The sequence below is a fragment of the Minwuia thermotolerans genome (assembly GCF_002924445.1).
GTDB classification, from domain to species: domain Bacteria; phylum Pseudomonadota; class Alphaproteobacteria; order Minwuiales; family Minwuiaceae; genus Minwuia; species Minwuia thermotolerans.
Genome location: NZ_PIGG01000045.1, coordinates 103,092 through 117,989, shown reverse-complemented (window position 1 = coordinate 117,989; position 14,898 = coordinate 103,092). Strand labels below are relative to the sequence as shown.

20 protein-coding genes are annotated in these 14,898 nt (G+C 66.4%); 10 read left to right on the top strand and 10 right to left on the bottom strand.

Annotation, left to right across the window (positions count from 1 at the left end; genetic code table 11):
• Positions 1-64: 64 nt before the first annotated feature.
• The 6 genes from CWC60_RS14815 to rplS all read left to right on the top strand — a co-directional run bounded on the left by CWC60_RS14815 (position 65) and on the right by rplS (position 4,571).
• Complete coding sequence (locus tag CWC60_RS14815) at positions 65-859, top strand: EipB family protein (RefSeq protein WP_164516561.1); 795 nt, start codon at positions 65-67, stop codon at positions 857-859.
• A 180-nt stretch (positions 860-1,039) separates the two neighbouring features.
• Entirely contained in the window at positions 1,040-2,392 is a 1,353-nt protein-coding gene (gene ffh, locus CWC60_RS14810; RefSeq protein WP_109794715.1) for a signal recognition particle protein, read from the top strand.
• Positions 2,393-2,434: 42 nt separating this feature from the next.
• Positions 2,435-2,899 (top strand): 30S ribosomal protein S16, encoded by a 465-nt coding sequence (gene rpsP / locus CWC60_RS24405; RefSeq protein WP_109794714.1) that lies wholly within the window; start codon positions 2,435-2,437, stop codon positions 2,897-2,899.
• Between the two features lie 27 nt (positions 2,900-2,926).
• Positions 2,927-3,487, top strand: a complete 561-nt coding sequence (gene rimM, locus CWC60_RS14800; RefSeq protein WP_109794713.1) for a ribosome maturation factor RimM — start codon at positions 2,927-2,929, stop codon at positions 3,485-3,487.
• A complete protein-coding gene (gene trmD, locus CWC60_RS14795) occupies positions 3,484-4,188 on the top strand; it encodes a tRNA (guanosine(37)-N1)-methyltransferase TrmD (RefSeq protein ID WP_109794712.1) in 705 nt (234 codons plus the stop codon). Before rimM ends, trmD begins: the two co-directional genes overlap by 4 nt.
• Before the next feature lie 5 nt (positions 4,189-4,193).
• Complete coding sequence (rplS, locus tag CWC60_RS14790) at positions 4,194-4,571, top strand: 50S ribosomal protein L19 (RefSeq protein WP_109794711.1); 378 nt, start codon at positions 4,194-4,196, stop codon at positions 4,569-4,571.
• 25 nt (positions 4,572-4,596) lie between these two features.
• Here the strand turns inward: rplS and CWC60_RS14785 are convergent, their stop codons facing one another.
• A complete protein-coding gene (locus CWC60_RS14785) occupies positions 4,597-5,118 on the bottom strand; it encodes a MarR family winged helix-turn-helix transcriptional regulator (protein ID WP_164516560.1) in 522 nt (173 codons plus the stop codon).
• Between the two features lie 28 nt (positions 5,119-5,146).
• Between CWC60_RS14785 and CWC60_RS14780 the strand changes: the two genes are divergently transcribed.
• A complete protein-coding gene (locus tag CWC60_RS14780; RefSeq protein WP_164516559.1) occupies positions 5,147-5,995 on the top strand; it encodes an alpha/beta fold hydrolase in 849 nt (282 codons plus the stop codon).
• Here CWC60_RS14780 and CWC60_RS14775 read toward each other — a convergent pair.
• From CWC60_RS14775 to CWC60_RS14755, 5 genes are all read right to left on the bottom strand, one after another.
• On the bottom strand, positions 5,968-6,594 hold the full coding sequence (locus tag CWC60_RS14775; RefSeq protein ID WP_109794709.1) for a TetR/AcrR family transcriptional regulator: 627 nt from the start codon (positions 6,592-6,594) through the stop codon (positions 5,968-5,970). The genes CWC60_RS14780 and CWC60_RS14775 overlap by 28 nt on opposite strands.
• Entirely contained in the window at positions 6,591-7,460 is an 870-nt protein-coding gene (locus tag CWC60_RS14770) for a crotonase/enoyl-CoA hydratase family protein (RefSeq protein WP_109794708.1), read from the bottom strand. Before CWC60_RS14770 ends, CWC60_RS14775 begins: the two co-directional genes overlap by 4 nt.
• A gap of 120 nt (positions 7,461-7,580) precedes the next feature.
• Positions 7,581-8,021, bottom strand: coding sequence for a hypothetical protein (locus tag CWC60_RS14765; protein ID WP_109794707.1), 441 nt, complete (start codon positions 8,019-8,021; stop codon positions 7,581-7,583).
• Complete coding sequence (locus CWC60_RS14760; protein ID WP_109794706.1) at positions 8,018-8,329, bottom strand: rod-binding protein; 312 nt, start codon at positions 8,327-8,329, stop codon at positions 8,018-8,020. Before CWC60_RS14760 ends, CWC60_RS14765 begins: the two co-directional genes overlap by 4 nt.
• Positions 8,329-9,444 (bottom strand): flagellar basal body P-ring protein FlgI, encoded by a 1,116-nt coding sequence (locus tag CWC60_RS14755; protein ID WP_109794705.1) that lies wholly within the window; start codon positions 9,442-9,444, stop codon positions 8,329-8,331. The genes CWC60_RS14760 and CWC60_RS14755 overlap by 1 nt, the downstream gene beginning before the upstream one ends.
• A gap of 212 nt (positions 9,445-9,656) precedes the next feature.
• Between CWC60_RS14755 and CWC60_RS14750 the strand changes: the two genes are divergently transcribed.
• The gene (locus tag CWC60_RS14750) at positions 9,657-10,073 is read left to right on the top strand and encodes a flagellar assembly protein FliX (RefSeq protein WP_109794704.1); all 417 of its coding nucleotides are present in this window, start codon (positions 9,657-9,659) and stop codon (positions 10,071-10,073) included.
• Between the two features lie 118 nt (positions 10,074-10,191).
• Positions 10,192-10,608: an RNA polymerase-binding protein DksA gene (dksA, locus tag CWC60_RS14745; protein ID WP_109794703.1), complete on the top strand. Its 417-nt coding sequence runs from the start codon at positions 10,192-10,194 to the stop codon at positions 10,606-10,608.
• Between the two features lie 114 nt (positions 10,609-10,722).
• Here dksA and flgH read toward each other — a convergent pair whose 3' ends face one another.
• From flgH to flgF, 4 genes are read right to left on the bottom strand one after another with little or no spacing between them, the layout of a single operon-like run.
• Complete coding sequence (gene flgH, locus CWC60_RS14740; RefSeq protein ID WP_109794702.1) at positions 10,723-11,472, bottom strand: flagellar basal body L-ring protein FlgH; 750 nt, start codon at positions 11,470-11,472, stop codon at positions 10,723-10,725.
• A 44-nt stretch (positions 11,473-11,516) separates the two neighbouring features.
• Positions 11,517-12,488 (bottom strand): flagellar basal body P-ring formation chaperone FlgA, encoded by a 972-nt coding sequence (gene flgA, locus CWC60_RS14735; RefSeq protein WP_109796402.1) that lies wholly within the window; start codon positions 12,486-12,488, stop codon positions 11,517-11,519.
• A gap of 5 nt (positions 12,489-12,493) precedes the next feature.
• Entirely contained in the window at positions 12,494-13,279 is a 786-nt protein-coding gene (flgG, locus tag CWC60_RS14730) for a flagellar basal-body rod protein FlgG (protein WP_109794700.1), read from the bottom strand.
• Positions 13,280-13,306: 27 nt separating this feature from the next.
• Positions 13,307-14,032: a flagellar basal-body rod protein FlgF gene (gene flgF / locus CWC60_RS14725; protein ID WP_109794699.1), complete on the bottom strand. Its 726-nt coding sequence runs from the start codon at positions 14,030-14,032 to the stop codon at positions 13,307-13,309.
• Positions 14,033-14,273: 241 nt separating this feature from the next.
• Here flgF and CWC60_RS14720 point away from each other — a divergent pair, with 241 nt between their 5' ends.
• Positions 14,274-14,894, top strand: coding sequence for a flagellar basal body-associated FliL family protein (locus tag CWC60_RS14720; protein WP_109794698.1), 621 nt, complete (start codon positions 14,274-14,276; stop codon positions 14,892-14,894).
• The last annotated feature ends 4 nt before the right edge of the window (positions 14,895-14,898 follow it).

Below are 14,898 nucleotides of genomic sequence, written 5' to 3'. Positions count from 1 at the left end.
ATGCTTGTATTTGCTCGGTCGAAAGATCAGGTTAAGCGCAATCTTTCCGCAGCGCGAGATGATGATGAAACGACTGACCATATTGCTGGCGACGTTGCTTTTCGCCGGCCCCGCCCTGGCCGCCTCGGGCCTGACGCCGCACCGTGCGGTCTACGACATGGAACGGCTGCAGCGCGCGAGCGGGTCGGCCTTCGCGCAGGTCAGCGGCCGGATGGTCTATCACTACGACCGGACCTGCGACGGGGTGACCTACAATCACCGCATGCTGCTGGATCTGGTCACCGCCCAGGGCTCGGAACTGCAGACCGAGACCGTGCTGAGCTTCTTCGAGACCGTGGATGGACTGAATCTCCGCTTCCAGGTGCGGGAGATATTCGACGGTGTCGAGGCGACGGCGCTGGAGGGCAAGGTCACGCGCAGCGACGTCGATTCTCCGGGCCGCATCACCTACAGCCGGCGCGAAGGCGTCGAAGGCGACGCGCCCGAGACGCTGCCGCCGGGGGTCCTTTTTCCGCTGCAGCACACGCGCGACCTGATCCAGGCGGCGGTGGACGGGGCCGTCACGCACAACGCGCGCACCTTCGATGGCGACGAACTCTCTCTGGTGGACAGTTTCATCCGCCCCTATCAGGGCGAATGGGAGAAGGCGGTGCCCGATTCCATGGATGGCCAGAAAGTCTGGACGACCCGGGTGTCCTTCTACAAGCCGGACCAGGCGGAAGCCGCGCCCTATTACGAAACCCAGATGCGGTTCTGGGAGAACGGGTTGTCGGGCGACTTCACGATGGAGACGACCGATCTCGCGGTGCAGGCGCGCCTGACCGAGGTGGAGATCTACGACAAGCCCGACTGCGACTGAGCGCCACCGCCTCGGTTGACTTGACGCGGAGGCGCGCGTAAGAACCCGGCTTCAACCGGAAAGGCTCGACCTTTCGTGCGGCCCCGGGACGGGGAAGTACACACCGGCCGACGAGTTTCGTCCGCCGGTGCATTTTGCGTTGCGCCGACCGGATGAAGCGAAACCGAAGGGCCGGGACCGATGTTCGATAGCTTGAGCGACAGACTGGGCGACGTCTTCGGGCGGCTGCGCAAGCGCGGCGCCCTGTCGGAGAAGGATGTCGACGAGGCCCTGCGCGAGGTCCGGATCGCGCTGCTGGAAGCCGATGTCGCCCTGTCGGTGGTGAAGGATTTCGTCGCCGAGGTGAAGAAGCAGGCGGTCGGCCAGGAGGTCGTCCGCTCCGTCTCGCCGGCGCAGATGGTCGTCAAGATCGTCAACGACCACCTGATCGAGGTTCTGGGCAGGGAGACCGAGGAACTCTCCCTCAATGCCGCGCCGCCGGTGCCGATCCTGATCGTCGGACTGCAGGGTTCGGGCAAGACCACCTCGACGGCCAAGATTGCCTACAGGCTGAAGAACCGGGAAAAGAAGAAGGTCCTGATGGCCTCGCTGGACGTCCGCCGTCCGGCGGCCCAGGAGCAGCTCAGGGTGCTGGGCGAGCAGGCCGAGGTTCCGACCCTGCCCGTCGTGCCGGGGCAGATGCCGGTCGACATCGCGAAGCGCGCCCTGCAGTCGGCCAGGCTGCAGGGCTATGACGTCGTCCTTCTCGACACTGCCGGCCGGCTGCATGTCGACGAGCAGTTGATGCAGGAGGTCGCCGCCGTCCGCGACGCGGTGAACCCGCACGAGACCTTGCTGGTCGCGGATGCACTGACGGGCCAGGACGCCGTGAACGTGGCGAAGCAGTTCGACGAGCGCGTCGGCGTGACCGGCATCATGCTCACCCGCGTCGACGGCGATGGCCGCGGCGGCGCGGCGCTGTCGATGCGCGCGGTCACCGGCCGGCCGATCAAGCTGATCGGCGTCGGTGAGAAGATGGACGCGCTGGAGACCTTCCACCCCGACCGCATCGCCAACCGCATCCTCGGCATGGGCGACGTCGTGGGCCTGGTCGAGAAGGCCCAGGAATCGATCCAGGAAGAGGACGCGAAGAAGCTCGCCGCCCGGATGAAGAAGGGCGAGTTCGACCTGGAGGATCTGCGCGGCCAGCTTCAGCAGATGCAGAAGATGGGCGGGCTGGAAGGGCTGGCGGGCATGCTGCCCGGCGCCAGGCAGGTCAAGCAGCAGCTCGCCGACGCCAATATCGATCCGAAGATGCTCCGGCGTCAGGAGGCGATCATCGGCTCCATGACGCCGAAGGAGCGGCGCAATCCCAAGCTCATCAACGCCTCGCGCAAGAAGCGCATCGCCGCCGGTTCGGGCACCACGGTGCCCGACGTCAACCGCGTGCTGAAGCAGTGGAAGCAGATGTCGGTGATGATGAAGAAGGTCAGGAAGCTCGGCAAATCCGGCATGATGCGGGCCGGGCTTCAAGGCATCCTGCCCCGCATGTAGGCGGGGCGCGAGACGAACCCGAAGCAAGGAGAAAAGATCAACATGGCCGTGAAGATCAGGCTGTCCCGTGGCGGCGCCAAGAAGCGCCCCTTCTACCGTATCGTCGTCGCCGACGCCCGCGCCATGCGCGACGGCGGCTTCATCGAGCGCATCGGCCATTACGACCCGATGCTGCCCAAGGACCGCGAAGACCGCGTCGTCATCGACCTGGAGCGCGCGAAGCACTGGCTGTCCGTCGGCGCCCAGCCGACCGACCGCATCTCCAAGTTCCTGGAGAAGGAAGGTGTGCTGGAGCCCAAGACCCGCAACAACCCCCAGAAGGCCAAGCCCGGCACCAAGGCGCAGGAGCGCATCGACGCCGCGCGGCTGAAGGCGGAGGAAGCGGCCCAGGCCAAGGCCGACGCCGAGGCGGCGCCCGCCGAAGCGGAAGCCCCGGTCGAGGAAGCTCCGGTCGAGGAAGCTCCGGCCGACGAGACTCCGGCGGAGGAGAAAGCGGCCGAATCCTGACCGGGTTCCGATGCCGCCGGTGCCGCCATGCCCGCAGGTAAAGTCGCCGTTGCCGTTGTCACGGGCGCCCATGGCGTGAAGGGGCGGGTGCGCCTGAAGACCTTCACCGAAACGCCGGAAGACGTCGCCGCCTATGGGCTGCTGACTGACGAGAACGGCGAACGTGCCTTCCGGGTGACCGTGACGGGGACCGCGAAGGAAGGCGTCGTCGCGGGACTTTCGGGCGTCGGCGATCGGGACGCGGCGCTGGCGCTGAAAGGTCTGGTGCTGCACGCCGACCGCGCCGCGTTGCCGGACCTGGACGACGCGGAGGACTTCTACCACGCCGACCTGATCGGCCTTGTCGCGGAGACGGCGGAAGGCCAGAGGGTCGGCCGGGTGCGGGCAATCCACGATTTCGGCGCCGGAGACGTGCTCGACATCAAGCCGGCCAGGGGCAGCGCGTTGATGCTGCCTTTCACCCGCGAGACGGCGCCCGAGGTGGATGTCGCCGGCGGCCGGATTGTCGTCGTCCTGCCCGACGAGATCGAGGTGATCGACACAGGCGAACCGGAGGAGCCGGAAGGCGAGGCCGGGGACGCGGGATGAGCGGGCCCGCTTTCGGCGCGACGGTGCTGACGCTCTATCCGGAAGTCTTTCCCGGGCCACTGGGCGTCGCACTGGCCGGAAAAGCGCTGGAAGCGGGGATCTGGACGCTGAAAACAGTGGACATCCGGGGCTTCGCTCATGATAAACACCGCTCCGTCGACGACGCGCCGTTCGGGGGCGGCGCCGGTATGGTCATGCGCCCCGATGTGCTGGCGGCCGCGATCGACGCCAGCCACGCGGCCGGCGGTCCGCTGATCTACTTCAGCCCGCGCGGGCGGAGGCTGGATCAGGACCTGGTCGGGACGGTCAGGGACGCCGGGTCGGCAACGCTGATCTGCGGCCGGTTCGAGGGCGTCGATCAGCGCGTGCTGGACGCCCGCGGCGTGATGGAAGTCAGCCTCGGCGACTTCGTGTTGTCGGGCGGCGAGTATGCGGCGCTGGCGCTGATGGATGCGGTGGTGCGGCTGTTGCCCGGTGTGGCGGGCAATGCCGACAGCCTTGCGGAAGAGAGCTTCGCGGACGGGCTTCTCGAATATCCGCACTACACCCGTCCGCGGAATTGGGAGGGAATGACCCCTCCCGGGATATTGTTGAGCGGCGACCACGCCCGCATCCGCGCCTGGCGGAAAGCCGAATCGGAACGGCTGACCCGGGAACGGAGACCGGACCTCTGGCGACGTTACACGAACGAAGAAGGTTGAGAGAGATGAACCTCATCGACGAGATCAACGCCGCGGAGATCGCGCGCGTTACCGAAGGCAAGACGATCCCGGTGTTCCAGCCCGGTGACACCGTGCGCGTGAACGTGCGCGTGACCGAAGGCAACCGCGAGCGCGTCCAGGCCTTCGAAGGCGTCTGCATCGCCCGGCGCAACCGGGGTCTGAATTCTTCCTTCACGGTCCGCAAGATTTCCTACGGAGAGGGCGTGGAGCGCATCTTCCCGCTCTATTCGCCGTCGATCGACAGCATCGACGTCGTGCGCCGCGGCAAGGTCCGCCGCGCGAAGCTCTATTACCTGCGTGGCCGCCGTGGCAAGTCGGCCCGCATCGCCGAGCGCCGCGTGGAACGCGCCGCGAAGAAGTAGGGCCGGGCTTTCCGGCAAGCAGCGATCAGGCGTCCTTCTCCCGGCCCGGGCGGAGGACGCTTTCCGTTTCGGCGCGTACCGGCGGCAGCGAGCCGAGTGCCGACGCGATGGCTTCGGGCAGATCGCGGTCCAGTTTCGCGAGCAGCCATTCATGGACCTCGCGCCAGACAGGCATGCCCCGTTCCAGCACTCGTAGACCGGTTTCGCTCAGCCAGACCGACCGCCGGCGACGGTCCTTTTCCACCATCACGATTTCCACCAGTTCGGCGCGCTGAAGATGCGCAAGATTGCGCGACAGGGTCGAGGCGTCGAGGTCGGCAGCCCTCGCCAGCCCGGCGATGGTGTCGTCAGGGGACGACGCCACCAGGCACATCAGGCTGAATTGTACGGAATTGACGCCGGTTGGCGCGAGCGCCTCGTCGAGGCGCGCGGCGATACGGCGCGTGAATTGCCGGCTCTGCCAGCCGAGATCGGTGGCGACGGTGCTGCGGGCGGCGGCAATCAGCTCGCGGCGGATCCGGGCATTCGGGCGATTCGCGCTGTTCATTTCATGTATATACAACAAATGTGTATACATGGATAATCCGTTCCGCCAGATGGTGGAGATGGATCTCGGTGAGATCGAAAGGCATTGGACAATGAGGACGACACAGCGGACACCAGTGCTGCTACTTCACGGCTCGTCGGGCGCCGGCCGTTCCTGGAAGCGGGTTGTTGAACGCCTGGAAGGGGTGGCGCCGGTCGCGGCGCCGGACCTGCCCGGCCACGGCAGCAGCATTCCGCTGGAGGCACCGGCGTCCGAACGCACACGCGTGGCAGCCGTCGCGATGCTCTCACACCTGGAGGCCATGACTCCGCCGCTCACCCTCGTTGGCCATTCCTATGGCGGCAATGTCGCGCTGCATCTTGCCGCGCTGGCGCCGGAACGTCTGGCGGGGCTTGTGCTGCTGGAACCGGTGTGTTTCAGGGCGCTCACGCTGGCCGGCGCCAGCGCGGAATTCCAGGCGGCTGAGCGGTTCTTCGCAGCCTATGTCTCCGTCGTGGAGTCCGGCGCGCCAGACGCAATCGCCGCCATGGTGGACTACTGGTTCGGAAAAGGTGTCTTCGACGCCATGCCACCGCCAGCGCGTCAGCATCTCAATAGAGCGGCGGCGGCCAATGCGCGCGACGTCGCCGCCAGTTTTGCCGACCGCATCGAAGCCGAGGCCTTGCGGCGCATCGCCTGTCCCGTCCGGTTGGTGGCGGGTGCCGCCAGCCCGCCGGTCGCAGGCCGAATTCTGGATGCGCTCGAGCAATTGCTGCCCGATGCATGCCGGGAAACGATCGCAGGTGCGACCCACGCCATGTTGGACAGCCATCCCGTCGAGGTGGCCGACCTGATCGCCAGAGCGTCGGGTCAGGCCCCGGTTTCGGCGATGGCCTGATCGACACTTCGGGCGACGATGGTCCCGGCATCGGCTCCGAGCAGCCGGAGACGGCCCGTGGCCTGCAGGATCAGCGCGCCGACTGTTTCCGAGAGCAAGCCCGCGACGATCGCGCGCACGTGACCGTCGTCGAGTCCGGGCGCGATGGCGCGCAGCGCGCCGATTTTCAGGTCGATGGTCTTTCCCAGTCCGGCGTTGAGCCGCCGGTCGGCTTCCGGCCCGAGACCGCGCCGCCGGGCGCCGCCGAACAGGTAGAGCCCGAGTTCCAGTTCGTCCGGCCGCGCCGCGTAGTAACTGTACATGCCGCCCAGCACCGTCCGGGCCCGCTGTTCCGGATCCGTGGCGGTTTCGCCGGCCGCCCGCACATGCGCGGCGAGCTCGTCCAGGCTGTCCTCCAGCAGGGCGGCGTACATGGCCTCCTTGTCGGCGAAGTGCAGATAGAGTGTGCCGACGGCGCAACCCGCTGTCTCGGCGATGGCCCGCATGGTCGCGCCATCGAGACCGCGTTCCATGAAGACGCCTTGCGCCGCTTCGAGAAGCTGCGCGCGCCGGAAGCCGCGGATGGCGGCGCGCCGTTCGGCCCGGCGCATCGCGCTCATCGTCCGGCTTTCAGTTCGCGGCCTTCCGGAATGGCCTGACCGCTGTCACGATGGGCGACCGCGGTGTGGAAACCCTCGCGCTCGGCGAGGTCCTTGAACCACATGCCCTCGGGCGAATGGCGTGTGATGCCGTCGAACAGCGTGGCGAACATCTGGGTATGGCGCAGGCCCATGATGTCGATGGCCTGGTTGATCATCATCTTCTGCATCATGAGCTGGTTCTTCGGCACGCCGGCCATGCGTTGCGCCAGCGTCTGGACCCGGTCCTCCAGCCCCGCTTCCGGCACGGCGTCGAGCACCAGGCCGATCCGTTTCGCCTCGGCGCCGTCGATCAGGTCGCCGGTGAGCAGCATGCGCTTCGCCATCTCCGGGCCGAGGCGGTAGACCCACATCGCCGTCGTGGGGCAGCCCCAGACCCGGGCGGGCGGATAGCCGATCTGCGCATTCTCGGCCATGACGACGAAATCGCAGGAGAGAGCGATGTCGCTGCCGCCGGCGACGGCGTAGCCGTGCACCTTGGCGATGGTCGGCTTGTCGCTGCGCCAGAGCGTCATGAACTTCTCCGTGCAATCCCGCATCCACTTGTAGTCGATCATCGGATCCCACGGCATGGACTGGACGCCGGGGTTCTCGCCCTCGGCTTCTGCGTATTCCTTGAGGTCGTAGCCCGCGCAGAAGGCCCGGCCGGCGCCCTGAACGACAATCGCGTGGATCTCGTCGTCGGCATTCGCGCGCGCCACCGCGGCGGCGATCTCGCCCGGCATGCCGCTGCCGATGGCGTTCAGCCGGTCCGGCCGGTCGAGCGTGATCCGCGCGATGCGGCCTTCCCTGTCGTAGCGGACCGTCTCGAAAGTGTCTTCAGCCATTGTGAATGAACTCCGATCAGTAGAATGAACAATGTTCATTCTAGCTCGGTCGAGCACGCGATCAAGCGTTTGCATGGCCTTGAACGAAGAGGGATGCGGACCCTGCGGAGGTTGGCGCGATCAGACCATCCGGTTGACGGAAAGCGCCGTCGGGGCGCGATAGGCGTTGCGGGCGAGGGTCGCGGCCTGGACGCGCCCATTGGCGCCGTAGCCGTCCGCCGGCGCCTTGTTGCGGGCGGCTCGCTCGGCCACGGCGTGGACCAGCCCCTCGGTGACCGACTTCATGCGCACGACCATGCGGGCGTGCCGCGCCATGGCGGTCTCCAGCGCGCGGCCGGTGTCGATCAGGATCTGGCGTTCTTCGGGACGGATGCGGACGCGCCCCGAACGGATCATGTCGACTTCGGCGCGGTAGCGTTCGATCAGGTCGCGCTTCCGGGCCTCGGTGTCGGCGAGCTTCTGTGGCTGCCGGGCTTCCAGGCAGGCGTTCTCGGTTTCGATCAGCTCGATCAGGCGGCGGGCGCTCTCGGTCACGGCGGCGGGGCCACTTTCGGTGCTCATTCCGTGCTCTCCTGCAGTTTCAGGATCTCGCGGTAGATGGCGTCGGCGATGCCGATTCCGCCCATCTCGGCGACGGCCTCGCCATATTTCTCGTTCATCACAGACTGGAAGGCTTCCTCGCCCTTGCCGCCCGCGAAGGCGCCGTCGGGATCGACGCCCATCTTCATGTGCGCCAGCATCTGGGAGATGAACACCGCCTCGAAGTCCTCGGCGGTTTCCCTGGCTTTTCTCTGCGCCGCGCTCTGCGGCGCCTCGGGTGCGGCCGGGACGATGTTGCGGGCGGCGTTGAGCTGTTCGAAACCGGCCATCACATCACCTCGATTTCCGCCTGCAGGGCGCCGGCGGCCTTGATGGTCTGAAGGATGGAGATCATGTCGCGCGGTCCGACGCCGAGGGCGTTCAGACCATCGACGAGCTGCTGCAGGCTGACGCCCTGCTCGAGCACCGTCAGCTTGCGGTCCTCGCCCTCGTCGATCTGGATGGCTGTGCGGTCCACGGTCTCCGTGTTGCCCTGCGCGGCGAAGGCGTTGGGCTGGCTGACCTGCGGCGTCTCGGTCACGGTGACCGTCAGATTGCCCTGGGCGATGGCGATCTCGTCCACCCGCACGTCGCGGCCCATGACGATGACGCCGGCCTTTTCGTCGATGACGATGCGGGCGATCTGGTCGGTTTCGACGCGCACCTGTTCGATCTCGGCCAGCAGGCCGACCATGTCGAGGCGGCGGTCCTCCGGAATCGCCAGCACGACGGTGGTCGGGTCGACGGCCTTGGAGATGCGCTTGCCCAACTGGCCGTTGATCGCCTCCTCGACCCGCATGGCCGTTGTCAGGTCCGGGTTGCGCAGGCTGAGCCGCATCTGATTCATGTGCACCAGCTCGAAGCCGGTCTCGCGCTCGACGATGCCGCCATTGGAGATGCGCCCGACGGTGGGAATGTTCTTGGTCACGGTCTGGGCGTTGCCGGTGGCGCTGAAGCCGCCGACGATGATCGGACCCTGGGCCACGGCATAGACCTCGCCGTCAGCGCCGATCAGCGGGGTGACCAGCAGCGTGCCGCCAAGCAGGCTTTCGGCGTCGCCCATGGAGTTGACCACCACGTCGATGCGGGAGCCCTGCCGCCCGAAGGCCGGCAGGTCGGCAGTGACCATCACCGCGGCGACGTTCTCGGTGTTGATGTTCTGGTCGCGGGTATTGACGCCCAGCCGCTCCAGCATCGCCTCCAGGCTCTGCTGGGTGAAGGGGGAGTTGTTCAGGGTGTCGCCCGTGCCCTGCAGGCCGACGACCAGGCCGTAGCCCACCAGCGGATTGTCGCGGATGCCTTCGAACTCGACGATGTCCTTCAGCCGGACCGAGGACGCCTCCGAAGGCGTGGCCGCGAGGACGGCGAGTGTTCCGATGAACGCGGCGAGTACGGTGCGAAACATGGTTCTGCCCTGTGAGATGCTGTTCTGGCGGCGTCCTCCAAGCGAAAGTCGTGCCATGAAAAAGTTCCGGCTTTTCCGGGGGATACCGCCCATGGCCGGACCTCGGGGCGGGACGTTTCTGCCGCCAGGGCGGCAAGATCTGCCGGTTCTAAAGGAATTCTTTACGCCGTTGGGGGACAGTCGCTTGTCATGAGGACAGGATTCGAACGCACATGAAGATCGATACCCAGAGCCTGAAGAGCGCCCAGCCGGCGAACCGGACCCGGCGGCGCGAACAGCGGGCCGACGGCGGGACCTTCGCGGTCGGCGAATCTCCCCAGGCCAGCGCGCCGGCGATGTTGACCGGACTGGGCGGCCCGTCGGCGCTTGGCGCGGTGCTGCTGGCGCAGGAGGACGATACGCCAGAGCGTCGCCGCCGCCAGGAAATTCGCCGCGCAGACGACCTCCTCGACCGGCTGGACGAAATTCGCATCTCCCTGCTCTCGGGAAGCCTGACGCGTCGGACGCTGGAGAACCTCGCGAGCGCGTTGTCGGCCCGCAGGAGCGACAGCGACGATCCGGGACTCAAGGAAACCCTTGACGCGATCGATCTTCGCGTCGCGGTCGAACTGGCCAAATATCACAATTAGGTCAGGCTGTTAACCCGATAGTTCGCAATCGCCCTTTTTCATCGAAAAGGCTTGTGGCGTTCTGCCGCGCCCCATATATTCCGCGCCGTTTCATCCCATCAGTCGACGAGGGAGGCCAATGGGGATCCAATCGAGTGACGGGTATCGGCCCAGCGATGACGAGCCGTTCATGAACCCCGTCCAGAAGGAATACTTCCGCAAGAAGCTTCTGCGCTGGCGGGACGACATCCTTCGGGACTCTCAGGAAACCATCAAGACCATGCAGTCGGAGACCGAGCGTCTCGCAGACCTCGCCGACCGCGCATCGACCGAAACCGACCGCGCACTGGAACTGCGGACCCGTGACCGGCAGCGCAAGCTGATCGCGAAGATCGACGCCGCGCTGCAGCGCATCGAAGACGACACCTACGGCTATTGCGAGGACACCGGCGACCCGATCAGCCTGAACCGGCTGGAAGCCCGTCCGATCGCGACCCTTTCCGTGGAAGCGCAGGAGCGCCATGAGCGGCGGGAGAAGTCGTACCGCGACGACTGACGCCGCGCCCCGGACATCGAGACAAAAAAGAGGCCGGCGCCTTTCGGGGCGCCGGCCCAATTCCCTGTCAAGACTATTGGGGGATGGTCTTTCGGACGAGGGAAGACTGTTGGCTCAGAACGGCATCAGCACGTCGAAGAGCTGCTGGCCGTAGCGCGGCTGCTGCACGTCGGTGAGCTGGCCGCGGCCGCCGTAGGAAATGCGCGCCTCGGCGATCTGGCTGTGCTGGATGGTGTTCGTGGCGGTGATGTCCTGCGGGCGGACCACGCCGGAGACGCGCAGGTCGCGGACCTCGTAGTTGACCCGCACCTCCTGGCGGCCGGCGATGACCAGATTGCCGTTCGGCAGGACATCGACCACCAGGGCTGCGACCTGCAGGTTGATCGTCTCCTCGCGGTCCACCGTGCCGGTGCCGTTGTGGGCGCTGGTGTTGCCCAGGCTGACAAGGCTGGTCGGGTCGACGGCGTCGGGCAGGAAGTTGGGCAGGTTCCCCTGCAGGCCGAAGAACTGTGTCAGGTCCGCGTCCTCGGAGGCGGTGCGGTTGCGCGTGGTCGAGTTGTTGAGCTGGGCCTCGTCCTGGATCGCGACGACGATGGTCAGGATGTCGCCGATCTGGGCGGCCCGCTGGTCCTTGAAGAAGGCGCGCGCGCCGGGACGCCAGAGCGAGTTGGCCTGGTGGATGACGGGTTCCGGCCGCGGCATCGGCAGGCTGACCTGACGATAGTTTTCGTCCTTCCGCGGATCCTCGATCGCGGCCAGGTCCGGCGCCTTGCCGATATTGGCGACGCGGTCGACGGTGCCGCAGGCGGCGAGGGCGGCGGCGGCGATGGCGAGAACGCCGAGGCGGGTGATCATTCGGGTCATCTGCGTGCTACCTTGCTGGGGATGGCTGTGGGGCGCGGACATGGTCAGTCCTGCAACTGCGACAGGCGGTGGGCGGCCTCGCCGACGGACACCCTTCCGGGCGCCGTGACGCGGCCTTCGACGATCATGCGGCTGCGTTCGTTCATCACACGGACCACCGCATTGCGGCCGCCATCCTCGATGGCGCGGCCCGAGGCGGTCAGCGTCAGACCGTTGGTCAGGAAGACCATGGTGACGATATCGCCCTTGGCGACCATCACCGGGCGGCGCAGGTCGCTGACGCGGACCATGCGGTTCGCAGGGATCGAACGCTTCGGGCTCATGCCGACGAGCTCGGCGATGTCGACCACGTTCTGGCGGCGCACGCGGTCCTCGCGGACCCGCTGCCAGCCGACGTCCTGGGGCATGATCTCGTCGCCCGGCCGGATCGCGCGGGACAGGACCGGCACCTCCGTCATCGGCCAGGCGCGGCCGTGGATCTTGTGGCGCTGGGCGGACGGGTCGTCGGCCGGGGCGGCGACGATGGCGGTGAAGCGGCCCGTGCGGCGGTCATAGTCCATGCTTTCCACCTGAACGCTGGGGTCGGCGTCGGTGGCGACGTGCAGAGTGGGGCGGCGGCCGGCCAGTTCGATCTCGAGATCGGCCTGGGGCGCGGCGTCCATCAGCGCCAGCTCGATTTCTGTCAGCACCTGGCCGGCGTCGACGATCTGGCTGGCCCGGCGGACCATGATGCGGTGCAGGTTCGCCGGCGGCATCCAGCGGATGCGATGGCGGCCGGCGATGCGGGCGACGGCGAGCGGGTTGAGCGCCACCTTGTCGCCGGGCATCGGCGCGCGGGCGATGACGACGTCCTCGCGGGCGTCGGCGCCTTCCAGCACATCGGAAAGCAGGATGGTGGGCCGATCGACGACGATGCCGTGTTTCATGGTCGCGTCGATGATGTCGGTCGCGGCGGCGGCCGCGGCGGCGACGGTCATCAGGACGGCGGCGATCAGGGCGGCGATGGTGCGGCTCATGGCGATCACCTCAGGGTGTTGATGGCGGACATCATCTCGTCGGATGCGGTGATGACCTTGGAATTCATCTCGTAGGCGCGCTGGGCGGTGATCAGGTGTGTGATCTCCTGCACCGGGTTCACGTTGGAGGTTTCCAGGAAGCCCTGCTGGATCACGCCGAAGCCGGCCTGGCCGGGAATGCCGATCGTGGCCGCGCCGGAGGCCGGGGTTTCCAGGAACAGATTGTCGCCGATGGCTTCCAGGCCCGCGTCGTTGAAGAAGTTGGCCAGTTCGAACTGACCCAGGTTCTGGAAGTCGGTCTGGCCGGCGATCTTGGCCAGAACCTCGCCATTGGCGTTGATCGAGAGGTCCTGAACGTTGTTGGGCACGACAATGCCCGGAGCGACAACGAATCCCTCCTGGGTGACGATCTGGCCGTCCGGCGACACCGAGAAGGTGCCGGCCCGGGTGAAGGCGTCCTCGCCGGTGGGCAGGGTCACACGAAAGAAGCCGCGTCCGTTGATGGCCATGTCCAGCGGGTTGTCCGTGATCGCCAGATCGCCCTGTTCGGAGATGCGGTAGACCGATCCGGCCTTCACGCCGACGCCGATCTGCACGCCCGAGGGCACGATGGTGCCGGCGTCGGAGGAGTTGGAGCCGACGCGGCGGACGTTCTGGTAGAGCAGATCCTGGAACGCGGCGCGCTGACGCTTGAAGCCGGTGGTGTTCAGGTTGGCGATGTTGTTCGAGATGACCTCGACGTTGAGCTGCTGGGCCAGCATGCCCGTGGCGGCGATGGAAAGGCTGCGCATTTCGGCTTACTCCTCGGGTTCCGGCGTTCAGGCGACCGCGCCCAGACGCCCGATGGCGTCGCGCTGCAGGTCGTGTTCGGTGTTCATGGCCTTCTGCATCTGCTCGTAGGCGCGCTGGACCTCGATCATGTTGGTCATCTGGATAATGGGCTGGACGTTGGACCCCTCCAGCATGCCCTGCAGGACGCCGGGGGTTTCGACGGGCACGGGATCCTGATCGGTCTTGTAGAGGCCGTTCTGATCCTTCTTCAGCGCCTGGTCGTTCTCGAAGCTCACCACGGCGATGCGGAAGTCCTGGCCGTCGACGCCGGTGATGGAGCCGTCCTTGGAGACGGAGATTTCGGTAGAGGGATCGGCGAACTCGATGATGCGGTCGTCGACGTCGAGAACCGGATCGCCTTCCATGGTCGTGAGCTGGCCTTCCTCGTTGAGGCGGAAATGGCCGTTGCGGGTGTATTTGGGACCGTCCTCGGTCTCCACCACGAAGTAGCCGACGCCCGAGATCGCCAGATCCAGCGGGTTCTCGGTGGGGCGCATTGCGCCTTCGGTGGTGTTGCGGAGCGTGCCGTAGCTCTCGACGTAGGACATCTGGTCGCCCTGTTCGGACGTCACCAGGTACTCGCGGAACAGCAGTTCCTCCGACTTGTAGGCGGTGGTGTTCATGTTGGCGATGTTGTTGGCGACCATGTCCATCTGATGGCGAAGCGCCATCTGGCGGGACAGGCCGATCAGGATCGCGTTCTCGATTCCCATGATGTCCTCGAATTCGTCGAGCGTTGATGCCGGTCGAACAGAGAGCACGCGCCGTGCCAGAGCCAAGTTATTGAAATAGAGTGATTTTCAATTTGGCTGGTGGGGGATTGCCGGTCAGGGCTTGCCGCGGGGCGGCATTTTTTGCCCGTCCGCTGCCCCGGTTCCAACGCTTTGTTAACCGAAAACGCCGATGCTCCGCTTCACGACATCAAGGCATTACCCATTCAGGGAAACGGTGAACATGGCGGACGAGGAAGGCGAGGTCCCGGAAGACGGTGACGCGCCGCGCAAGAGGAAGCTCAGCGGCAAGGTGCTGGTGCTCTTCATCGCGCTGCCGGTCCTGCTGCTTGTCGGCGGCAGCGCGGCCTTCATGATGCTCTCGGGCGGCGACAGTCCTGCCGAGGCGGCCGCGGAATCCCACGCGCCAGTCGAAGACGGGCATGGCAAGGAAGAGAGCGGGTCCGATCACGGCGGCGGCGAGAGCGATGGCCATGGCGGGGCCGACGGCCATGGCGGCGGCGTGCCCAGCGGCGGCCGCGTGACCTACGCCGGTTCCGATCTGATCTTCTATGAACTGCCGGACATGCTGGTGAACCTCAACACCTCGGGCAGCCAGCCCCGCTATCTGAAGATCAAGGTCGCGCTGGAGTTCGGCGACGGCAGCATCGTCAAGCGGATCGACCGCGTCATGCCGCGGATCGTCGATCATTTTCAGGTCTATCTGAGAGAGCTGCGCCGCGAGGATCTCAGAGGCTCCGCCGGCATGTACCGGCTGAAGGAGGAGCTGATGATCCGCGTGAACCAGTCCGTACGTCCGGCCCGTATCCGCGACGTACTGTTCAAGGAAATGCTGGTTCAGTAATGCG